The sequence below is a fragment of the Pararobbsia alpina genome, assembly GCF_965118125.1.
GTDB classification, from domain to species: Bacteria; Pseudomonadota; Gammaproteobacteria; order Burkholderiales; family Burkholderiaceae; genus Pararobbsia; species Pararobbsia alpina_A.
On the sequence record NZ_OZ221287.1, the window covers coordinates 2,489,095 to 2,510,433 of the forward strand.

The 21,339-nt window shown below is 62.9% G+C and carries 16 protein-coding genes; 6 read left to right on the top strand and 10 right to left on the bottom strand.

Features of this window, described 5'->3' with window-relative positions; all coding sequences use genetic code 11:
- Window positions 1–450: 450 nt before the first annotated feature.
- From ACMFWR_RS10830 to ACMFWR_RS10845, 4 genes are all read right to left on the bottom strand, one after another.
- On the bottom strand, window positions 451–1,803 hold the full coding sequence (locus ACMFWR_RS10830) for an MATE family efflux transporter (RefSeq protein WP_413191681.1): 1,353 nt from the start codon (window positions 1,801–1,803) through the stop codon (window positions 451–453).
- A 450-nt stretch (window positions 1,804–2,253) separates the two neighbouring features.
- Entirely contained in the window at window positions 2,254–3,087 is an 834-nt protein-coding gene (locus tag ACMFWR_RS10835; RefSeq protein WP_413191682.1) for a DUF1223 domain-containing protein, read from the bottom strand.
- 268 nt (window positions 3,088–3,355) lie between these two features.
- Window positions 3,356–5,521: a glycogen debranching protein GlgX gene (gene glgX, locus ACMFWR_RS10840; protein ID WP_413191683.1), complete on the bottom strand. Its 2,166-nt coding sequence runs from the start codon at window positions 5,519–5,521 to the stop codon at window positions 3,356–3,358.
- Window positions 5,522–5,599: 78 nt separating this feature from the next.
- Window positions 5,600–6,637 (bottom strand): LysR family transcriptional regulator, encoded by a 1,038-nt coding sequence (locus ACMFWR_RS10845; protein WP_413191684.1) that lies wholly within the window; start codon window positions 6,635–6,637, stop codon window positions 5,600–5,602.
- Window positions 6,638–6,878: 241 nt separating this feature from the next.
- Here ACMFWR_RS10845 and mscL point away from each other — a divergent pair, with 241 nt between their 5' ends.
- A complete protein-coding gene (gene mscL / locus ACMFWR_RS10850; protein WP_413191685.1) occupies window positions 6,879–7,325 on the top strand; it encodes a large conductance mechanosensitive channel protein MscL in 447 nt (148 codons plus the stop codon).
- Between the two features lie 93 nt (window positions 7,326–7,418).
- On the opposite strand, the gene ACMFWR_RS10855 is transcribed toward mscL, so the two are convergent.
- From ACMFWR_RS10855 to ACMFWR_RS10865, 3 genes are all read right to left on the bottom strand, one after another.
- The gene (locus ACMFWR_RS10855) at window positions 7,419–9,026 is read right to left on the bottom strand and encodes a response regulator (protein WP_413194849.1); all 1,608 of its coding nucleotides are present in this window, start codon (window positions 9,024–9,026) and stop codon (window positions 7,419–7,421) included.
- 68 nt (window positions 9,027–9,094) lie between these two features.
- A complete protein-coding gene (locus ACMFWR_RS10860) occupies window positions 9,095–9,544 on the bottom strand; it encodes a response regulator (protein WP_413191686.1) in 450 nt (149 codons plus the stop codon).
- 10 nt (window positions 9,545–9,554) lie between these two features.
- Window positions 9,555–11,345, bottom strand: coding sequence for a sensor histidine kinase (locus ACMFWR_RS10865; RefSeq protein ID WP_413191687.1), 1,791 nt, complete (start codon window positions 11,343–11,345; stop codon window positions 9,555–9,557).
- Between the two features lie 229 nt (window positions 11,346–11,574).
- Here ACMFWR_RS10865 and ACMFWR_RS10870 point away from each other — a divergent pair, with 229 nt between their 5' ends.
- Window positions 11,575–11,991 carry a hypothetical protein gene (locus tag ACMFWR_RS10870; RefSeq protein WP_413191688.1) on the top strand — a complete coding sequence of 139 codons (417 nt, stop codon included), beginning with the start codon at window positions 11,575–11,577 and terminating at the stop codon, window positions 11,989–11,991.
- 122 nt (window positions 11,992–12,113) lie between these two features.
- On the opposite strand, the gene ACMFWR_RS10875 is transcribed toward ACMFWR_RS10870, so the two are convergent.
- On the bottom strand, window positions 12,114–12,872 hold the full coding sequence (locus ACMFWR_RS10875) for a FadR/GntR family transcriptional regulator (RefSeq protein WP_413191689.1): 759 nt from the start codon (window positions 12,870–12,872) through the stop codon (window positions 12,114–12,116).
- A gap of 305 nt (window positions 12,873–13,177) precedes the next feature.
- On the opposite strand from ACMFWR_RS10875, the gene ACMFWR_RS10880 reads away from it, so the two are divergent.
- Window positions 13,178–13,387, top strand: a complete 210-nt coding sequence (locus tag ACMFWR_RS10880) for a dodecin (protein ID WP_413191690.1) — start codon at window positions 13,178–13,180, stop codon at window positions 13,385–13,387.
- 17 nt (window positions 13,388–13,404) lie between these two features.
- Here ACMFWR_RS10880 and ACMFWR_RS10885 read toward each other — a convergent pair whose 3' ends face one another.
- Window positions 13,405–15,873: an AsmA family protein gene (locus ACMFWR_RS10885; RefSeq protein WP_413191691.1), complete on the bottom strand. Its 2,469-nt coding sequence runs from the start codon at window positions 15,871–15,873 to the stop codon at window positions 13,405–13,407.
- A gap of 366 nt (window positions 15,874–16,239) precedes the next feature.
- Between ACMFWR_RS10885 and ACMFWR_RS10890 the strand changes: the two genes are divergently transcribed.
- Genes ACMFWR_RS10890 through ACMFWR_RS10900 form a run of 3 tightly spaced genes read left to right on the top strand, consistent with a single transcriptional unit; the run spans window position 16,240 to window position 19,392 of the window.
- The gene (locus ACMFWR_RS10890; protein ID WP_413191692.1) at window positions 16,240–17,922 is read left to right on the top strand and encodes an EAL domain-containing protein; all 1,683 of its coding nucleotides are present in this window, start codon (window positions 16,240–16,242) and stop codon (window positions 17,920–17,922) included.
- The gene (locus tag ACMFWR_RS10895) at window positions 17,915–18,595 is read left to right on the top strand and encodes an ATP-binding cassette domain-containing protein (RefSeq protein ID WP_413191693.1); all 681 of its coding nucleotides are present in this window, start codon (window positions 17,915–17,917) and stop codon (window positions 18,593–18,595) included. The genes ACMFWR_RS10890 and ACMFWR_RS10895 overlap by 8 nt, the downstream gene beginning before the upstream one ends.
- Window positions 18,592–19,392 carry an ABC transporter permease gene (locus ACMFWR_RS10900; RefSeq protein WP_413191694.1) on the top strand — a complete coding sequence of 267 codons (801 nt, stop codon included), beginning with the start codon at window positions 18,592–18,594 and terminating at the stop codon, window positions 19,390–19,392. Before ACMFWR_RS10895 ends, ACMFWR_RS10900 begins: the two co-directional genes overlap by 4 nt.
- On the opposite strand, the gene ACMFWR_RS10905 is transcribed toward ACMFWR_RS10900, so the two are convergent.
- Window positions 19,346–21,334 carry a response regulator gene (locus ACMFWR_RS10905; RefSeq protein WP_413191695.1) on the bottom strand — a complete coding sequence of 663 codons (1,989 nt, stop codon included), beginning with the start codon at window positions 21,332–21,334 and terminating at the stop codon, window positions 19,346–19,348. The genes ACMFWR_RS10900 and ACMFWR_RS10905 overlap by 47 nt on opposite strands.
- Between the last annotated feature and the right edge of the window lie 5 nt (window positions 21,335–21,339).

Sequence of the window (21,339 nt, forward strand, 5' to 3'; positions counted from 1 at the left end):
AACGCATTGATACCGCTCGCATCAATGCGTCGACGTTAATATTGCCTCAGCGAATATCAATTTCACGCTGACAAATCTCGCGACCGTCTGCGAATAATACGATGCCCACTCGCATTCATTCGCATTACTCGACGTCAATTCGAATCATCCGATAGTTGACGAAATCTTCTGTCATGCAGTCAAAATGATTTAAAAATGGAAAATGTCCGTCGAATGCCGAGGCGAACCATAGCATGAGGATTATCTCAATACATCATGAGGATTAATCAGGCCAGATCACCGTTTTAGCGGATCTGAGTCGCGCGCCGGGCGTCGCCGTGCAGGTCGGCAAAGTCGATGTGAGACTCGCTTCGCCATAGCGGATGGGGGCTGTGTGCTCCCGCCCGGTTGCAATCCTCGATGCGACGGGGTGCGGCAGGGGTGCCGCACGCCCGTCAAGCGCACGCGATCTCAGGCAAGCGTCGCGCCGTGCCCTTCACGCCTCGTGTGCACGTTCATCCATCCCCGCCGTTGCCAGCGCATGAAATTGCACGCGCCGCGCACACACTCTTCAATGGTCATGCCGACCCAGATACCGACCAGCCCATACCCGAGATGTACGCCGATGTACCAGCACAGCGGCAAGCCGACGAACCAGCTGAAGATCACGGCCATTGAAGCGGGAAACTTTGCATCGCCTGCCGCACTCAGCGATGAAGCGCACACCACGTTAAAGCAGCGCCCCACTTCGAGCACAAAACCGATGGCCGCGATCTGCACGCCGAGGTGGATTACCGCCGGGTCGTTGGTGAAGAAGTGATAGAGCGACCGCGCATTGAAATACACGAGCGACGTGAATACGACCGCGCCGATGATTGCATAGCGAAGACTCTTGAACACGCGAACGTACGCCTGCTCATAGTCCCGCGCGCCGATGCGATTCGCGGTCATGATTTGCGTCGCCTGGCCAATCGAGAGCGACCAGAAAATGATGCACGTCGTAATTTGCAGCGCATACGTCCGCGCTGCCAAAGCCTCGTTGCCCATGCGCACGATCATGCTCGTCAACGTCAGTTGAAACGCATTGAAAAACACGGGTTCCAACGTCATCGGGATGGCCGTCGTCAGCACCGGCCGTACCATTTCCAAAAATCTCGCTCTTGTTCCCGCGCTGAGCGCCAGGCGAACGCGCATCTTGCGGTGTACGCAATAGCCGAGCACGCAGACGTTAACGAAGTAATTGACGGACGCCGCGGCCAACACGCCGAGCACACCCAAGTGTGGCGCGCCGAACCATCCGTAGGCGAACGCGCAATTCAGCGTGATACCGAATACATTGCCCGCCGCAAAACCCATCATGCTCCAGCGCGTCATGCCGATCGACGCAGCGATTGCTGCATACGCCACGCGAAAGCCCATCGCGAATAAGACGATCCAGTACAGGCTCAGATACTGCCGCGCGTATTCCGCTGTCTCGCCCGTCAGGCCCAGCCAGTCGCCGATCCGATCCTGAAGGGCAAAGATGGTCCCGGCAGCGATCGCGCCGAGGCCGATATTGGTCGTCAGAATGAAGGTGTACGCATCGCGCGCCCGCTTGCGATCCCCCGCTCCGACGAACCGTGCCGCCACGACGCCGCCGCCCTGTGCAATCAGCTTGAGCACGAGGACCAGAATGATCAACAAGGGATTCAACGCACCGAAGGCGCTCGCCGCGGAGTCGGATATACGACTGAGGAAAAACATGTCGATAAACGCGACGCCATAAATCAACACCATCTCGGTGCCGATCGGCCAGGCCACCGACCAGAACTTCAGCTTGTTCACTTCGTGGAACCCCGTATGGAGCCGGACACCCCGCCCGGGCGCGGATCACGTCGACGGCGTGATCGGGAGCGGACAGTCCGGCTTGCGAAATTCTAGAACAAACCTTTAATCAATTACATGTCGCCCCGTAAATAAAAGCATTAATGCGACATTCCCTTTGATTGAATATTGTTTTTGATTTTCGGAGTAATCGGGACTCGAAAAACGCGATTGACGTTAGATCTGGTCAGGCCGATCTAGTCAGATGCTCGTCAGTACGCGGCTTTCCGGTGCAAACGTGCCCGGATCGCAGTTCGAAGACCGGCCTGTGAATCCACATCCGGCATGGTTAATTGAAGCTCAAATTTAAGCTCACGCTCAAATTCGAGCTCAAGGTCGCGGTCACACAACGAACCGACAACCGCGCGCGACCCAGTTCGAAGCGGTGTTCCCGCGCCTTACCGACACCGGCTACTCACACATCGCCACGCGAGCCACTTGAAGCACCTCGCCCGTCTGCGCATCTTCGACGAACGCGACGACACCCAATGTGGAAGCCGGAGCACTCGCAAGGTCGCCCGTGAGTCGGAACTGACGCTTGAGTGTCGCACCGCTTCCCACTGGCACCGGATCGAGCCATTGGCGCACGACATAGTCGTGATGCAGGCTCTGGCCTTCGTTTTCGCCGCCCGCGACGCTCGAACTCAACCGGTTCTCATACAGCGCGATCACGGTACGCGCCGACGATGGCAACGAAGCAGACGGGTGAATCGTCGCCTCGACATCGAGCATCGACGCATCGATGGGCGACCGGCTCAACGCCAGCGTGATGTCGACCGGCGATGGCTGTACCACGATCGCCTTCACACGTTGTTCGAAGCTGGTACGGCTCGACCAGTCCGTGAGACTTTCTCCGCTGACGAGCACCTGCGGTGTGTAGACGAAATGGGCGCCGGCGCGATGGGACTGTTCACGTTGGCGAGCATCGAATCGGTCGTCGGAGAACCGGTCACGCCACGCATGGCTGTCCCAGTAGGTCACATGGAGCGCAAGGGGCACGATCATCTGCGGATTGGCCGCGGCACCCAGCCGGCCCAGCCAGTCGTCGGCCGGCGGGCAACTGCTGCATCCCTCCGACGTATAGAGCTCGATCAGCGCGGCGCGGTGCGCCGGGCTGGTTGCCGAACACATCCCTCCTGCACCGCCGGTTGTAGCGGATGCGGCAGTGATACTGGCTGTCAGTGCCAGGGCTGCGGTCAGCGCCCTGAGCGCGAAGCCCGCGGGCGTGACGGCGGAACGAAGCATACGAGCAGGGTGTATCGCAGGTCGGTGCATGACGGCCTCCGGGGCAGTTGTTCGAAGAATATGCCCTTGGTCGGCGCAGCGCGATGGTCCTTACAGCGATTTGAAGCAGCCGTCTGCCGGGGCCCGTGAACGGGTCCCGGCAGACGGGGTGATGCATATGCAATCACATCAACGCAATCACATCGATGCAGTGACGCCAATGTGCGGCTGCGTATGCGCGAAGACTCCGTCTCGCTCTGCGACGCTGAGCGCCCGCACGGCGATCCCGCTACTCCGTCAACGCCCCTTCAAGCCGCCGGAAGATACGCGCCGTCTCGCCGCGCGCATGCAGCGCGAACAACAACAACGAACGTCCCGTCACCTGATAGACATTCCCGGCGTCAAACTCAGGCAGTTCTTCTCTGACGGGTGCATTGGTATCGATCAGGCACGTCCACTGATCGCTGCCCGGAATATCGGGCAAGGTGAAGTCGACCACGTCGTGATACGCATTGAACACCAGCAGCAGGGTCGCATCGGATGCCGGCTTCACAATGCCGCTTGCCTGAGCGCGGCCGTCGATGATCATGCCGAAGCAGCGCATCAGCGGATCGCCCCATTGCTCGTCGGAGAGCACCGCGCCGTTCGGATCGATCCACTTGACGTCGGTGACCTCGAGCTTCTCGTTGTATTCGCCCGTCAGGAAGCGATTGCGATGCAGCACGGGCAAGGTATGACGCAGCGTCGTGAGCTTGCGAACGAAGTCGGTCAGCGCACGCCCATCGTCATCGATGCCCTCCCAGTCGACCCAGCTGATCTCGTTGTCCTGGCAATACGCATTGTTATTGCCTTGTTGCGTGCGGCCGAATTCGTCGCCGGCGAGCACCATCGGCGTGCCTGCGGAGAACAGCAGCGTCGCGAGCAGATTGCGTTTCTGCCTTTCGCGCAGGGTACGCACGTCGACGTTATCCGTGGGCCCTTCTTCCCCGCAGTTCCACGACTTGTTGTCGGAATGACCGTCGCGGTTCTCTTCGCCATTCGCGTCGTTGTGCTTGTCGTTGTACGAGACCAGGTCATTCAATGTGAAACCATCGTGCGCACAGATAAAGTTCACACTTGACCACGGACGGCGGCCGCGCCGATTGAATTTGTCGCCGGACGCAGTGAGCCGGGTCGCAAGATCGGCCGTGGTCCCTTCGTCGCCCTTCCAGTACGCGCGCACCGTATCGCGATAGCGATCGTTCCACTCGGCCCAGCCCGGGGGAAACCCGCCGACCTGATAGCCGCCGGGACCGCAATCCCATGGCTCGGCGATCAGCTTGACGCTCGACAGGATCGGATCCTGACGGCAGCTGTCCAGGAAGCCTCCGCCTTCGTCGAAGCCGTACGGCTCACGGCCAAGAATGGTCGCAAGATCGAACCGGAAACCATCGACATTCATTTCCGTGACCCAGTAACGGAGACTGTCGGTGACCATCTGCAGCACGCGCGGATGCGACAGGTTCAGCGTATTGCCCGTGCCCGTGTCGTTGATGTAGTGACGCGGGTTGTCGGGAATCAGCCGATAGTACGACGCGTTGTCGATACCCTTGAATGACAGCGTCGCACCGAGTTCATTGCCTTCGGCGGTGTGGTTGTAGACGACGTCGAGAATGACTTCAAGACCGGCCTCATGGATCCGGTCGACCATCTGCTTGAATTCGTTGACGCTGCCGTCCGAGTAGAAACGCGGATCGGCGGCGAAGAAGCCGATGGTGTTGTAGCCCCAGTAGTTCGTCAGCCCTTTGTCGAGCAGGTGGCTGTCGTTGAGGAACGCATGGATCGGCATCAGCTCGATCGTCGTGACGCCGAGCCCTTTGATGTAATCGATGACCGGGCGGCTCGCAAGGCCTGCAAACGTGCCTCGCAGCTTGAGGGGCACCTGTGGATGCCGCTTCGTATAGCCGCGTACGTGGGTCTCGTAAATGATGGTCCGGTCCCAGGGCACGCGAACCCGACTCGGGTGCTCCCACGTGAACGTCGTGTCGACGACCTTGCACTTCGGCACATTGCGCGCGCTATCGCGCTTGTCGAAAGAGAGATCGCCCTGTTTGTGGCCGATGGTGTAGCCGAACACGGACGGATGCCATTTCAATGTGCCCACATGGGCCTTGGCATACGGATCGAGCAAGAGCTTGTTGGGATTGAAGCGGTGGCCGGCGTTAGGCTCATACGGGCCGTGCACCCGATAGCCGTACACGGTGCCCGGCGCGAGGTCATGGATATACCCGTGCCAGACTTCATCGGTAAATTCGGGCAACTCGATGCGGTCGGTTTCCGTGCGGCCGTTCTTGTCGAACAGGCACAGTTCGACCTTGGTCGCGTTCGCCGAAAAAAGCGCAAAATTGACGCCCTTGCCGTCCCACGTGGCTCCGAGCGGAAAAGGTGACCCTTCGGCGAGATTCAACAGCGGCATGACGGCGTCCTTAGACTCGTGGAAGGAGGACTGCAAGCGGCTGTTTCAAGCAGGTTGCGTGCCCGTCATGCCCACGCGCTATTCCGGCTCGTGGTCGCGCAGTGCGTCATCCGCTTCCGCAAAGGCGAGCGCCTGCGCCGCTTCGTACTTCGCCACGGCGTAGGCCGCCGCTCCGGCTCTGGCACAAGGCAGGCTGCACAGCTCGGCGTCATCGGCTGTCATGGCCTCGGTCACCTCAGCACGGATCAGTTCGATCCACGCGCGGATCTTGGCGTCGAGATACTGACGCGACGGATACAAGGCATAGACCGACAGCGCAGGCAGCGCGTATTCGGGCAGGATGCGCACGAGCGTGCCCTGGCGAAGGCTTTCGAGTGCCGTGAAGGCCGGCAACAGGCCGATACCCATGCCTTCTTCGAGTGCCTGGCGCAGCGACTCGGCGCCATTGACTCGCAGCGGGCCGCGCACCGTCACCGTCTGTTCGCCGTCGGGCCCCGTGAAAGCCCAGCGATCGCTCGCATAGACCGCGGCCGATTGAAGCTGAACGCAATCGTACTCGGCCAGTTCCTCGACCGTTGCGGGCGTGCCACGCTGCGCCAGATAGCGCGGCGATGCGCAGACGATGGTCCGCGACTCACCGAGCTTCTGCGAGATCAATCCGGAGTCGGGCAGCTGCGACGATACGATCACCGACACGTCGAGCCCTTCCTCGAGCAGGTCGGGCATGCGCTGCGACAGCGTCAGGTCGACGAACACGTCCGGGTACTTCTCGTGATACCGCGCGATCGCCGAAATCAGGTAGTGCTGGGCGAGGCTCGACATGGCGTGCAGGCGCAAGGTCCCGGCGGGCCGCGCCTGGGCATGGCGCGCCTCGGCCTCGGCCTCATCGACGTACGCAACGATCTGTTCGCAGCGCAGCAGATACCGCTCGCCTGCCTCGGTGAGCGCGAGCCGGCGCGTCGTGCGGTTGAGCAACCGCGTGCGTAAATGTGTCTCGAGGTCGGAAATCGAGCGGGACACATGCGCGGTCGTCGTCGCCATCTGTTGCGCCGCCGCCGTAAAGCTGCCCGTCTCGACCACCCGCATAAACACCCGCATGTTCTGCAGGGTATCCATCCTCTTTCCCCTTTTCCTTCAAGTCCTTACATTTTTTCAGTTTTCGTAATAACCCGCAACGGCCGCCCCACTCGCGCTGTGGGTGGATCGCTCAGTGCTGGCCAACCTGACTCGGGTGATGTAGGCATTTGCCTATCGGCGCAAGTCGGGGCATCCTGCGCCCTGAACGACGCAGTTGACGGGCGGATTTCGCTCGATGCGACTCCGCATGAGTCCGGACATTTCAACAAGGGGGTTTCGAATGAGCATGATTGAGGAATTCAAGAGCTTTGCGGTCAAGGGCAACGTCATGGATCTGGCCGTCGGTGTCATCATCGGCGGGGCGTTCTCCGGCATCGTCAACTCGGTCGTCAAGGATCTGATCATGCCGATCGTCGGTGTCGTGACGGGCGGCCTCGACTTCTCGAACAAGTTCGTTCGTCTCGGTGACATTCCCGCGAGCTTCAAGGGCAATCCCGACTCGTACAAAGACCTTCAGGCCGCGGGCGTCGCAGCGCTCGGATACGGCAGCTTCATCACCGTCGTCATCAACTTCATCATCCTCGCGTTCATCATCTTTCTGATGGTGAAGTTCATCAACAAGCTGCGCGAGCCCGCGGAAGCACCGGCACCGGCCGCACCGGCGCCCACGCCCGAAGACATTCTGTTGTTGCGCGAGATCCGCGACGAACTCAAGACGAAGAGTTGAGATGCACGTGCCAGCGGTGTGAACCCATCGGCTGGCGGTGCAGCCGGAGCCATTCCGGTCGCCCCGCCAGTGGGTTTCGCGCCGACCGCCGGTTCAACGACCTGTCGCCGCGCCCTGCGCCGCATCGGCCAGCAGCTGTTCGAGCTGGTGGATACTGACGGGCTTGGTCAGATGGGCTGAAAAGCCCGCGTCGAGACAACGACGCACATCGTCGTCCATCCCATAGCCGGTGAGCGCGATCGCCGGCGCCTCGCTCGAACGGCGGAACGCCCGCACAAAGTCGAGCCCGCTGCCGTCCGGCAGGCCCAGATCGCTGATGACAAGATCGAATGTCTGCTGTTCGCATGCAGCCTGCGCTGCATCGAGCCGGCCGACGATCGTCACCTCGTGCTCGTAGCTCTCGAGCAGCCGCGCCATGACTTCGGCCGTGTCTTCGTGATCTTCGATCAGCAAGATGCGCAGGACACGCGCCGACGCTTGTGCCCGATCGTCATGGGGTACGGGAACGGCCGCAGGTTCGGCTGCCAGCGGCACACAGAGCGTGAACCGCGCTCCCTGCCCCGGCCCGTCGCTATGCGCCGTCACATGGCCGCTGTGCGCATCGGCCAGTGCACGTGTGATGGCCAGACCCAGACCCAGGCCGCCAAAGGTCCGTGAGATCGTATCGGAGCCCTGTTCGAACGCATTGAACAGCTTCGACAACCGTTCGGGCTCGATGCCGATGCCGGTGTCTTCGACATCGATCTCGATCGATCCGGCGCCCGCCGCGACCCCGGTGTCGCGCGTGCGCAGCGTGATCGTGCCGCCTTCGGGCGTGAACTTGGCCGCGTTACGCAAGAGGTTCCAGAGCATCTGCTGAAGACGTGCACGATCGGCACGTACCCAATGACGCCGGGCCGAAAATTGCGTCACGACGCGCAGGCGCTTGAAGTCGATATCGTCCCGAAACAAGGTGAGCACCGCGTCGATCGTTTCGTGGATATCGACGGATTCGAGCGCGAGCAGCAATTTACCGTTGGCCACGCGCGTCAGGTCGAGCAAGTCGTCGATCAGGCGCGCTTCGAGTTCGATATTGCGGCGAATGAGCCGCACGTCCGCGCGCACCGCCTCAGGCAGCGCGCTCATGCGTTCGAGCAGAGTTGCCGTCGCCAGCACGGGCGACAGCGGCGTACGCAGTTCGTGCGAAAGCATGGCCAGAAAGCGATCCTTGGCGCGATTCGCTTCTTCCGCAGCTTGTCGCGCGGCCTGTTCGGATGCCAGCAGGCGTTCGCGCTCCTCCTCGCGTGCACTGAGCAACTCTGCCTGCGCGAGTGCGTCACGCAGTCGTGTCTGCTCGAGCACGCGCGACACGGCCTCCGGCATGTAGTCGAGATAGGCGCCGGTTTTGGGCACGACATCCGCGACGCCGGCGCGCAAGGCCTCGATCACGCGGGATTCGTCAGTGAAGCCCGTCAGCAGGATCGCGGGCATCGGACGTCCGTCGCCGGCAATGCGCCGGAAAAAATCCAGTCCCGTTTCAGGGCCGCCAAGCTGGTAGTCGATCAGCAACAGATCGGGCCGATCGTCACGCACGACGGCGTACGCCGCTTCGGTATCGGCGACGGCGCTCACCCGATGCCCGGCTCGCACCAGAATGCGCCGCGCAAGCGTGAGCAGCCCCTCATCGTCGTCGAGCAGCAGCACGTGTGCAGTACCGCGCATCGACGAAACGGTCGCGGATGGTGCGTCGGCGTTCACGCGGAAGTCTCCTGGCACAGACGCGTCCGCGCTCACGGCCGCATGGGCTGTGGAAGCTTGACGACCTGCAGGAAGAATCCCAGGCGCCGAACGGCTTCGATAAAGGCATCGTATTCGACGGGCTTGGTCACGTACACGTTGCAGCCCAGCTCGTAGCACCGTTCGATCTCGCGCGGATCGTCGGTCGTCGTCAGCACGATCACAGGCAGCGCCGCCGTGCTCGGCGACGCCTTGAGGCGGCGCAACACCTCGATGCCGTCGACGCGCGGCATCTTCAGGTCGAGCAGCACGACGACGTTCGCAAGCGGACGTCCGTCGGGATAGGCAGGATCATTGAAGAACCAGTCCAGCGCCTCCTGTCCGTCGGAAAACCGGGTGAAGCCGTTCGTGACGCCGGCGCGGCGCAGATTGCGCTCGACAAGCGTCGCGTGTCCGTCATCGTCCTCGATCAGGATGATTCCGACCGTTTCGCCGTTCTTCATGAACTTGTCCTCAGGTTGATTGAGCGGTGCCGATGTCGCGAGCGGACGGCCCGGACGCTCCGGGCCCCGTCACTGCGGGCGAAGGCGTGACTGCCCCAGATACCCCGGCCGGGGCCGCTGCGGTCTCCGACGTACTCGTCGCAGATGCCGCGGTGTCCTCCGCCGAGCGTGCGCGGACGTCGCGCCCGGCCGCGTCGCGCGGCGCCTCGGCGGGCAGCTCGACAAAGAATGTCGACCCCTCGCCCTCTTTCGATTCAAGCCAGACGCGCCCGCCGTGCCGTTCGACCATGCGCCGTACCAGTGCCAATCCGATGCCCTCGCCCTTGGCGACATTGCCATGCAGGCGCTGAAACGCGCTGAACATCTTCGGCAGGTAGCGTTCGGGAATCCCCAGACCATTATCCCTGACATAGAAGACATGGGTGGGACGGCGCGGCGCCTGCGCGTCGGCAACGGGTTCCAGCTTCACACCGACCTCGATACGGCCGGCCCGCGCGGGGTCCAGATAGTTGAGCGCATTGCCGATCAGGTTGGCAAAGATCTGTTCGATGGTCGTGGCATCGCCCCAGACCGAAGGCAACGCACGCACCGTGATCTCCGCACCGCGCTCGCGCATGGTCTGCCGCATCGCGCTGACGACACGCTCGACGATCGCGTCCACACGCACCTGACGCCACTGGTAGTCGAGCCGGCCGACGCGCGACAAGCGCAACAGCGCATCGACGATATTGGTCGCGCGCATCACGGCGTTCTGCAGGAAGTGTAACGATTCGGCGAACTCACCATCGACGAGCTGCCTGACCTGCGCGCGCTGGACCTCCGACATCGACGAGCGTTCGATGTCCTCGCGCAGGCTCGCGCACGATACGAGCAATTCCTTCGAAAAACCCTGGAGATTGACGAGCGGCGAGCGCAGATCGTGTGACACGCCGTAGACGAACGTCTCGTTTTCACTCGTTTGCGCCACGAGGTGCTGATTGACCTCGATCAACTGTGCGCCACGCTCACGCAATTCGTCGGACAAGTCGCGATGCTCACGCTCGACGGCATTCAGCCGCCGGCTCGTGTCGTGAACGATCGCATCGAGCGCGGCGATCTCGTCCTTGCCCTTGATGGGGCTCGCGAGTTCGAGTCCGTCGGCCACACGCTGTGCGTTCTCACCCAGCGTGGCCAGACGCAGGCTGATGTGCCGCGTGAACAAGAAGGCCGACAGGACAGTGATCAGGATTGAGCCGAGCGCTGCGAGGATCAGCCCGGACTTCTGAATGTCGCGCAAGCGATCGAGCGTGCGGCCCCGCGCGTTGTGCAATGCGTCTTCCTGCGCGCTGAACGTACCGATCGACGCGTGCATGCGCTCAAGCAACACGTCGCCATCGTTGTCGGGACGCAGCATCGGGACATATCCCGATGGCTCTCCGGCACCGACGAGCGCCGTGTAACGGCCGACCCACTCCCGGTACTGCTTGGCCAGCGATCCAATCGCGCTCAGCCGCGCCAGTTGCAAGGGATCGTCGGCCACGAGCGACGACAAGGACGCAAGCCGCCTGTCGAAGTCTTTCCACGGCTCGTCGTCAACGAGCGGTTGAGTCGAGCCGGTAATGGCCGCGCCGTAGACGCGCGACGATTCGCGCAGCAACGGTTCGATCAGCGTGGCGGCCTGATCGATCACCTGGCGGCTGTGCAGCTCCCAGGTCTGCGTGCGGGTCGCATCCTCCTGCTTGTCGAGCAGCAAGCCGAGCACGCCGAGCTCGAGTACGCTCGGAATCGCAATCAGCAGCAGGCCCTTCGTCAATAGGTTCATGCGCGCGCACGGCAGGAAGATGAGAGATTATCGGCAATGCACCGGTAGAGATCAATGAAGGGGTCAGGAACGTCGCATGCGACATCGGCCAATGCGCAGACGATAGCGTACGCGCCCCAAAAGAATTCGCGCTCGGCGCGAATTTGCTTGTGCTATAAAGAACCGTGACGCGAAGCCCGCAAGGCGGGCGCGATTGCCTTCTCGTTCTCAGCCGGTGCGAGGTCTAGCAATGTCGATCCCGAACAAGCGTCGGCGCGAGAGTGCCGGCGATTCGTATTTGCTCGCAGTGAAACGCTGCGAGCCCTTCAGCCAGCTCAATTCGAAGCTGGCGCGTGCACGTGCCCATGATGAGCCTGTGCTTTACGCCCATATTCTCCCGGGTCTGGACGTATTGCTATGCCCCGTGCGCGGCGCACAGCCTCCGTACCCCGAAATCGAAGACCTCCGCAACGCATGTCTCGACTCGATCGAGCACGCACTCGAACAGTCGATCGGCGGGCTGGAAAACGGCGGCTATTGGTACGAAGCCAACGGACTGGGCTTTCTGATTTTCGCGAGCCTGGCGCGCAAGAAAGTGCTGTCGGAGTTCGGTGCGTCAGGCAGTACGGGGCAACTCGCGCCGTCAGCTCCCGACGACGCACCCTGAGGTACGTTCAGCTTCGTATTGACGGGTGCATCTGCACCCTCGTTCGACATGCGCGTTTCAGGTGCTTGAGTGAGCTTCCTGAGTGGGCTTCCTGACTGAGCTGCCCGACTGAGCTAAATGACTCAGCTGCCTGATTGCGCGTTTTTGGCCGCGCGCGCAGCATCGGGATTCCACCGCTGCACGTCGATGCCGAGGCGTTCTTCTACATTGTTCGCCGCACGATCGACGAGCGCGCGCATCGCGGCATCCGCTTCCTGAGGATCCCCATTCTCGATCGCCTTCACGACACGCTCGTGCGCATTGACCGCCGCTGTCGTAATACCGGGATTCGGATTGACGATCTGAATCATCGTCGCAATCGACGCGCGAACAATGACTTCGAGCTGAATGAATAACTGGTTATGACTCGCGCGAATGATCCCGACGTGCAGATCCAGGTCATGCGCGGCAAATTCGGGGCTCGTTGACGGCCACGCATGCATGCCGTTGATCGCAGCACGCAACGCCGCTTTGTCGGCCGCGGTGGCACGCGTTGCCGCCAGCGCAGCGGCACGCGGCTCGATGACGGCGCGCAGATCGAGCAAATCGCCGAGAAACTCCTGATCCGGCGTCGCTGCGAAGCACCAGTCGATCACGTCCTTGTTGAATATCTTCCAGTCGCGTTCAGGCAGCACGCGCGTTCCCAGGCGCGGACGCATCTCGAGCATGCCCTTGACGAGCAGCATCGACAGCGCTTCGCGCATCAGGGTCCGGCTCACGCCAAAGTTGAGCGCGAGCTCTTCCTGTGGCGGAAGGATCTCCCCGTATTGACCCGCAACGATGTTCATTGCGAGTTTGTCTGCCACCTGTGCGACGGTGGACGTATTTTCAGCTTTACTCATGATGAAACGATACCGGCGAGGAGGACACTGCGTTTGTCATTTTGCGTAAGCATAGCGGCGCATTATCAAACGCGAAATCAAGAATTACACGAAAAGACACAAATCCGTCGCGCAAACGACGATTTGCCCGTTTTTTCGGTGCCTGTGCATCCGGATGGCACGCGGTCTGCGTACTCAACGGGCTCGGTTGCAGGAGTCTTCATCCGCGCGGACCGCTTAAGCTGCATCCGGTGCGTGCGATTTCCAACACATTGCGACGGATTGAAACATTTGTCCCGGCAATGTCCATCCCCGAAGGTGCTGCCATGAGTGAACATGTTTATAAATCCATCGAAATCACCGGATCGTCACCTCAGTCGATTCAGCACGCCATTGAAACCGCGATTGCCAAGGCAGGCAAGACATTGCGCAACCTGCATTGGTTTGAAGTCGTCGAAACGCGTGGCCACATCGAGAACGGCAAAGTCGCGCACTGGCAGGTCACGATCAAGGTCGGCCTGCGCCTCGAAGACTGAAAACAGCGTTCGACGTCTCAGGGCTTGTTCTGCTCCAGATCCGAAGCGGCACCGCGCGCCGCCACGCGAGCGCGTGACTTGGCGGGCGCACTCGCCTTGCCGGGTGGCGGTTCCTTGACGCCTGGCTCAGGCGCCGTCGGCAGCGACTGCATGCGCGCGAACATCTGCGAGCATGGCGATGCACTGACATTGCTCGGTGCGAGCAAGGGAATCAGCGCGGCGAACGGATTGATCAGTGCGAGTCCGACGACGGCTCCGCCGCGCAGCGCCAGCAGAGGAATGTCGACTCCGGCCTTGGGCCGGGCAAACGTTCCGTCTACGTAAAGCGGCGAGCGCAGCGAGAAGATCCGAAAGCCTTTCGTATGAGGACGGACGTTCAGGTCGAGCGTCTCGTCGCGCAGATCGACTTTGCCGTCGACGTTGATCAATGCATCGTCGGTATCGAGCGCAAACACGCGCGGCTCGACCACGCCATTGGTGAAGACGAGGTCGGCGGCCGCACACTCGATATGGGTGGTCTTGTCGCCGAAGACCTTGTTGTACACGACGTTGGCGACATTCAGTCCAGCCTCCTCGAGCAGCGTGTTGCTGATCGCACCGTCGTTGACGAGCAGCCGTGCTTCGCCATTGGACGTTGCGGCAAGGCGCGCGGGTGAATTCCCGATCGCCGAGAGCGCCACGTCGCCATTGACTTCACCGAGGCTCGTCTGCATCGGCTTGAACGTCGGAAACAGCTGTTTGAGACGCAAGTGCCGCGCCGCAATCGCGAAGCGGCCGGCGAGCGGATCGGCCGATCCGTCGAGATGAATCGTGCCCGCGATCGATCCGCCGGCCACGCCGAAGCGCAAGGGATCGAGCGTCAACACGCCGTTATCGAGCAGCACGTGGGCGTACAGATCGTTGATCGGCAACGCCTTGGACCGGATGATCCGGCGCCCCGTAAAGCGGACATCCGCATCGAGGGTCTTCCATCGATCGGTTCTGAACTCCTCGACCGGCAGCACTTTGCCCGCAGGCTGCGACTGCGTATCGCCGCGTTGCAGCCGGCTGGCGCGCGAGTCTGCGCCGACGATCGGGCCCAGGTCGGAAAACTGGAGCAGGTTCGAGACGAGCGAACCCGTCAGCAGCGGACGCGGGCTCTGCATCCGGAAGACCAGTGTGCCATTCAGGTCGGAGCCCCCGACGCGCCCGGTGAAATCCTCGTAGCGAAACACGGGATCGCCGCGCAAGCGCGCGATCAGATGCCCGTCGGTCGCGTATGGCGGGGTCTCCGGCAACGCGACGCCAGTCAGCGCGTAAAGCTGGCCCATGCTGCGCCCCTGAAGCCAGAGCCTCAGATCCAGAGCGGCGAGATGCGCCGGATCGCCGAGGGTACCGACCACTGCAATTCGCGTGTCGCCGATGCGTACGTCGAACTGGATCGGGAACGGACGCGACGCATCCTGAAGCGCGAGAATGCCGCCGACTTTGCCGGTACCCGATAGCGGCTGCTTTTTATAGGTGCCTTTGACGGACCATCCGAGCGCATACAGCGGCTGACCGTCAGCCGCGTTGCGAACGGCCACGCCCTGACTCGCGGGGCTCGACCCTGAGGCCTGAGCGCCTTGGCTGGGGGTACGCGCGCTGCTGTTGGCGTTCGCCGCCCGCGCAGCGGATTCGGGCACTGCGGATGCAGCGGCCGCCCCTGCGAACGATGCGGCCGGGCCCCCTTGTTCGGCGGCGGACGCCGTCGCTGAAGGATGCGTTTCGGGCTGCGTCACCGATTCTTCGACCGCGCTTGCCGACGAGGCCGCGGTCGTTTGCTTCGCGAGCTTCGCCGCGCCGGCCGCGCCGATCACCTGCGCAGACTGGGCCTGGGACTCGCTCTCCTGTTCCTTGAGTACGTCGCCAATGGGAATGGGCTGCCCGAGCGTGTCGATCATGACATCGAGCGACAGCGTGTTCTGCGCATCGTCGAGCGCAATCTGCCCGCGTTGAAACGCAATATCGTGCAGATCGAGCTTCCACTCGCTCGGGCTGCTCGACGAAGGCAGGCGGAACGTCCAGTTGTTGGTCCCGTCGACCTGGCGTTCGAGATCGACAGACGGATTCACGAGATTGATCGATGGCACGACGATTCGGCGCACGAGCAGCGGCAGCACCTTGACTTCAAAATCGATCTCGTCGAGCGTGGCGAATTGCTTTCGCTGGGTCCAGTCGGGATTGCCCACCTGGATCTGCCTGGCCGAGAAGCGTGGCCAGGGCACCCATGCGCGCCAGCCTGTCTCGCCGACGGGACGTCGCCAGTCGAGGCGCAAATCCCCTTCGATCGCGAACGGACGGCCGATGGCCGCCGACACCTTGTCGTCGACCCAGGGCCTCGCACGGTTGTAGTCGAACGTCACAAACAGAATCACGAGCACTGCGATCAGCAACGCAAGGGCCACGAGCAAATAGCCGACCAGGCGGCAGGTGGTGCCGACGGTGCGTCGAACGAGTGTCGTCATGCAGGCTTTCCTTGGATTGAAGACGATGAATGCTCAACAGCGTCACGATCGCTGGACGCGCACGCCGGATGGCATCGGCGTGTGCCGACGACAAACGCGCGCGGGTCTATGCCCCCCGGCGGGCGATCAGTAACAAACAACAGCTCACACATCCTTGCGGCGCGAAGCAGGCAGCAATTACCGGGCCATCGGATGGCTCGACCCAGCGTGGCGCGGCCGACCGCGGCCCGGCCAATCGTGGCCCGGCCAATCGTGGCCCGGCCGATCCGCATGCTATGCTCGCACCGCCCGCGAATGCAATCCCGTAGCGCGCGCTTAGACAATAGTTCAGATAACATCCGCGGCGCGTTGCCCCTGCTAGCCAGAGTGAAATCCATTTCGTCCGATTCCGAGAGCCGCGGCGCGCACGGCGATGCGCGCCGGTCCCGCCTCGTGCTGCGGGTTGCGTGCGCCTTGCTGACCGTCGCGGCGTTTGTGCTTCTGGGAGTGTGGCAGGCGCGCGAAGAGATTGCCGAGCGGCGGATCGACGTCGCGCGCGACGTCATCACGAGCGTCGAATCGATGATCGATCGCGTGTCTGCCGAACATGGGCGCATCATGCCGCTCGTGGGCACGCCGTGCGATGTCGCGCGGCTGCGGCTGGCGACATCCGACGCCTTCATCCCCTACATCCGCAGCGGCGCACTGGTCAAAAACGGCCTGATCTATTGCGTATCGTCGTATGGACCGAACACCGTACGACTCAGTACCTACCTCGGCGAAGTCGCGCGGGACCGGCCTTCATATCGCCTCGTGTCGGGCACCGTGGCCCAGCCGACGCGCGCCACGCTCCTCGTTTTTTTCCCGGCGCCCACGCCTGACCCGCTCGGCTCGGGCGTGCTGTTCTATATCGATGGCGCCTACCTCGCCGACGTGTTGCGCGAGGACACGCGCTTCGGCATGGATCACATCGCGCTGCGCAATGCACAGTCCACACTGACGCTCAGTGGCGTGAGCGCGGCGTCCGGTGCGCGCGAGCCGGCCACCGCCGCATCGGACCGGTTTCCGCTCGACGTCGTCGTGCATGAGTCGCCTGTGTTCGTGCGCGACGTGTACCGCCATCAGCTGAGCGTCTTTGTGCCGATCGGTTTTGCCTTCGCGGGCATGATCGCGTGGCTGATGTCGATCTCGTTCGACCCGCGACGCCTCTTGCTGCGCGCCGTGCGCACGGGCATCGAGCGGCGCGAGTTCGAAGTGCACTACCAGCCGGTCGTCGACCTCGAGCGCGGCACCTGTGTCGGCGTCGAGGCACTCGTGCGATGGTCGCATCCACGCTGGGGCACCGTCAGTCCGGGCGAGTTTATCGGCATCGTCGAAGATGATCCGCTGATCGCACCGATGACGCACATGATCGTCGAACGCGCGCTTGAAGAGCTTCATATCCACCGCATCCCTGCGAACCTGCACCTGGCCGTCAACCTCGCGCCGCGGCATTTGCAGGACCGACGGGCGATCGCCGACCTGTCGCGGCTGCTGCGCACGCGAGCCCGCGGCCGTGGCGTGATCGCCGAGGTCACCGAGCGCCAGTTGTTCGACGACCGCGCGGCCGCACTCGCGTCGTTCGAGTTGCTGCGTCAGCACGGGGTGCGTTTCGCGCTCGACGACTTCGGCACCGATCGCAGCACGCTCGGCCAACTGCAGGCGTTTCACTTCGACTTTCTCAAGATCGATCAGCGCTTCGTAAGCGAACTCGAGCACGACCGGACCGACCTGATACGCGGCATCGTTGCGCTTGCACGGCAAATCGGCCTCACCCTGATCGCCGAAGGCATCGAAACGACACGGCAGCACCAGCGTCTCCTGGATCTCGGCGTTGAATATGGGCAAGGCTATCTGCACGGCTCACCGATGAGCGCCACGCAACTGGCGCACTGGCTGACACTCGGGCCGCGGCGCGTACACGCACGCGTCGGCGCCGAGCCCTCGCCCGGCATGACCTCCCCGCGGTCCGGCGTCGCTGCGCCGCCATCCGGTACCGATCCTGCTCCGCCCCGCCCCCGTGATGCTTGAAGCCATTGGACTGTCGCGCAGCGACGATCTGTCGAAAGCCGTCCTGCTGCATCCGTGCGACTTGACGATTGCACCCGCGGACCGGCTTGTCATCACGGGTCCGTCGGGCGCGGGCAAGAGCGTGCTGATGCGCGCGCTCGCCCTGCTCGATCGCCCGTCGGGCGAGCTTCGCTGGCATGGCAAACCCGTGGCCCGGTCGCACGTCCCCGCTTATCGCAGCGCGGTGGCCTACGTCCGGCAACGCCCTGCACTGTTCGACGGTAAGGTCGAAGACAATCTGCGCGTGCCGTTCGGGCTTCATATTCATCGGCATCGCACGTACGATCGTGCCGCCGCGCTCGACTATCTTTCCACCGCGGGACGCCAGAGCGCGTTTCTCGAGCAGCGTGCCGACGATCTGTCGGGCGGCGAACAACAGCTGGTTGCCCTGGTGCGGACCTTGTTGCTCGCGCCGACGATGCTGTTGCTGGACGAGCCCACTGCGTCGCTCGATCCGCAGACGGTCCTCGCGGTCGAAGCGATGATCGATCACTGGGCCCGGCATACCCCGCACACGGCATTGGCCTGGGTCACGCACGACCTTGCGCAGGCACGCCGCGTCGGCAACCGTTTCGCGACCCTCAGGGCCGGCGTCCTTTCTTTGTCAGGCCCTCCGGAGTCCCCTGCTTCATGAATGGATCCCGTTATGTCGATCTGTCCTATGTCGACGTCGCCATCGCTGCGTCGCTGATTCTGTTCGACGGCGCGTTGTCGGTCTGGCTGCGTCTGGGCCTCGGCCGCAAGCTCGCCGTCGCGTCAGTGCGCACGGTCGTACAGCTGCTCGCGATCGGTTACGTGCTGAGCTGGGTATTCGGGCACCCGCAGTGGCCGTTCGCCGTGGCCGTGATGGTCACGATGACCGTGATCGCCGGCATCGCGGCGAGCGGAAGAGGATCACGCACCTATCGCGGCCTGAGGGTCGATGCGCTCGCGTCGATCGGAATCAGCGGATGGATCGTCACGACAATCGGGCTCGTGCTCGTGATCGGTGTCCATCCCTGGTACACACCGCAATATGCGATTCCGATCCTTGGCATGATTCTCGGCAACAGCCTCACGGCCGTGTCGCTTGGTCTCGAGCGTATGACGGAGGAACTCACGGCGCGCCGCGCGCAGGTCGAAACGCTGCTCGCGCTGGGTGCCACGCGCCGGGAAGCGGCACTCGCCTCGGCGCGCATCGCCGTACGCGCGGGCATGACACCCACCTTGAATCAAATGACGGTGGTAGGCCTCGTCAGCCTGCCCGGGATGATGACGGGCCAGGTGCTCGCGGGACAGCACCCGGAGCAGGCTGTGCGCTATCAGATCGTCGTGATGTTCCTGCTCGCGGCAGCTTCCGCCGCGGCCACGGTGCTCGCCGTGCTCTTTGCGAGCTCGCGTCTGTTTACGGCAGACCACCGGTTTGTTGCGTCGCGACTTGTCGAGCGATAGCGCGCAAGGCGGCTTCGAGCCTGTCCATATTGACCGGCTTGGTCAGATGATCGGCGAAACCCGCCTCCCGGCAGCGGCGGACGTCCTCATCCATGCCGTATCCCGTGACGGCCAGACCCGGCACCCCACGCTGCAATCGCGCCCATTCGCGCATCACGTCGAGGCCGCTGCCATCGGGCAAGCCGATATCGCTGATCAATAAATCGAAAGGATGGTCTGCCGCGAGCAGCACGGCGCGATGCACCGTGTCGGCCACGCTGACGTTGTGACCCAGCGCCTCGAGCAGATCGGCCATCGCCGACGAGGTGTACGCATTGTCCTCGACCAGCAGCACGCGCAACGACTGCAGAGGATTGGGTTCCGCATCGGGTCCGCGTTCCGGGCTGGCCGTGGCGCTGACGTCGTCAAGCACAGGCAGAGTCAGCGTGAATCGCGCCCCGTGCCCACGCCCGTCACTGTGAGCCGACAGCGTGCCGCCATGCTTTTGCGCAAGCGTGCTGGCGATCGCCAGTCCGAGCCCCAGGCCGCCGAACCCCTTCGAGATGGAATCGTCGGCCTGCTCGAACGCCGAAAAGATCCGCGGAAGCGCTTCGGCGTTGATGCCGATGCCCGTATCCGACACCACGACCGAGACGCTTTTCGGATCGGGTTTGAATACCCGGATCTCGATGCGTCCGCCCGATGCGGTGAACTTGACCGCATTGCGGACGAGGTTCCAGATGATCTGCTGCAGCCGCGCCGCATCCCCCGAAATCCGCGTGCCGTCGACATCGAACGCCGTCGACAGATGCAGGCCCTTCGCGTGGATGTCGGAGACCGACATGTCGAGGGCTGAGCCCAGCACCTCATCGAGCGACACCGAGCGGAAGTTCAGGCTCAGCTTGCCGCGCGCAATACTCGTGAGATCGAGCAGATCGTCGATCAGGCGCGCCTCGAGTTCGACGTTGCGCCGGATCACGTCGAGCGTCGAATTCACGCCATCGGGCAAGGGGCCTTTCATTTCGATCAATCTGACCGCGGCGAGAATCGGCGTAAGCGGCGTGCGCAGTTCGTGCGACAGCACGGCGAGGAAATGGTCTTTCGCGCGATTCGCCGTTTCGGCCTGCTCCTTGGCAAGGCGCAACGCGTCGGCGGCAACGCGCTCCTGCGTGGCGTCGCGGATGATCTTCGAGAAACCGAGCAGCGTGTCGGCGCCCTGCGTCTGGGAACCGTCGTTGCGAATCGCGGTGGTCGTGCCGGCCGCAAAGAACGATTGGCCGTCCTTGCGCCACAGCCATCGATCGTCGGCGCTGCTGCCCAGGCGGCGCGCTTCGTCGAGCTCGCGTTCGAATGCCCCTGCCTCGATATCTTCGCGGCTGAAAAAAATCTTCGCGGACTGTCCGATCACTTCGGCCGCGGTATAGCCGAGGATCCGTTCCGATGCCGCATTCCACGTGCGTACGCAGCCCTGCGCATCGAGCGTCATGACGGCATAGTCGCGCAGCGCATCGACGAGCAGGCGAAAGTGCGTTTCGGTTTCGTGCAGCGTGCGCTCGATGCGGATGCGCTCGAGCCGCGTCGCACGTTCGTTGAGCGCACGCGCGACAACGGCAGGCAGGCGCGTCAGGCGTTGCTTGAGCACATAGTCCGTCGCACCCCGCTTGAGCATATCGACGGCGTGCTCTTCGCCGAGTACGCCGGACACGAAAATAAATGGCACATCGGGCGCCCGCGCACGCGCGATCGAGAGCGCTTCGGTACCGGAGAAGCTCGGCAGCACGAAGTCGGCAAGAATCAGATCGAGCCGGTCGTCGAGCATGGCCGCGTCAAGCCGATTCGCAAAGTCGGCTTCGTTGTCGACGACATGCGCAAGGGCATGGTAGCCGCCGCGCTCGAGCGCGCTCAGCGTGAGCTCGGCATCGAGCGGGCTGTCTTCCACGAGTAACAGGCGCAGTGTCGTCACGATCG

What these genes read in the sequence shown, in the direction of transcription:
- ACMFWR_RS10860 (WP_413191686.1), bottom strand. Translation starts at nt 9,544, where the DNA reads ATGAAGAACGGCGAAACGGTCGGAATCATCCTGATCGAGGACGATGAC.
- mscL (WP_413191685.1), top strand. Translation starts at nt 6,879, where the DNA reads ATGAGCATGATTGAGGAATTCAAGAGCTTTGCGGTCAAGGGCAACGTC.
- ACMFWR_RS10845 (WP_413191684.1), bottom strand. Translation starts at nt 6,637, where the DNA reads ATGGATACCCTGCAGAACATGCGGGTGTTTATGCGGGTGGTCGAGACG.
- ACMFWR_RS10855 (WP_413194849.1), bottom strand. Translation starts at nt 9,026, where the DNA reads ATGCGCGGTACTGCACACGTGCTGCTGCTCGACGACGATGAGGGGCTG.
- ACMFWR_RS10895 (WP_413191693.1), top strand. Translation starts at nt 17,915, where the DNA reads ATGCTTGAAGCCATTGGACTGTCGCGCAGCGACGATCTGTCGAAAGCC.
- ACMFWR_RS10885 (WP_413191691.1), bottom strand. Translation starts at nt 15,873, where the DNA reads ATGACGACACTCGTTCGACGCACCGTCGGCACCACCTGCCGCCTGGTC.
- ACMFWR_RS10875 (WP_413191689.1), bottom strand. Translation starts at nt 12,872, where the DNA reads ATGAGTAAAGCTGAAAATACGTCCACCGTCGCACAGGTGGCAGACAAA.
- ACMFWR_RS10900 (WP_413191694.1), top strand. Translation starts at nt 18,592, where the DNA reads ATGAATGGATCCCGTTATGTCGATCTGTCCTATGTCGACGTCGCCATC.
- ACMFWR_RS10880 (WP_413191690.1), top strand. Translation starts at nt 13,178, where the DNA reads ATGAGTGAACATGTTTATAAATCCATCGAAATCACCGGATCGTCACCT.
- glgX (WP_413191683.1), bottom strand. Translation starts at nt 5,521, where the DNA reads ATGCCGCTGTTGAATCTCGCCGAAGGGTCACCTTTTCCGCTCGGAGCC.
- ACMFWR_RS10835 (WP_413191682.1), bottom strand. Translation starts at nt 3,087, where the DNA reads ATGCTTCGTTCCGCCGTCACGCCCGCGGGCTTCGCGCTCAGGGCGCTG.
- ACMFWR_RS10865 (WP_413191687.1), bottom strand. Translation starts at nt 11,345, where the DNA reads ATGAACCTATTGACGAAGGGCCTGCTGCTGATTGCGATTCCGAGCGTA.
- ACMFWR_RS10870 (WP_413191688.1), top strand. Translation starts at nt 11,575, where the DNA reads ATGTCGATCCCGAACAAGCGTCGGCGCGAGAGTGCCGGCGATTCGTAT.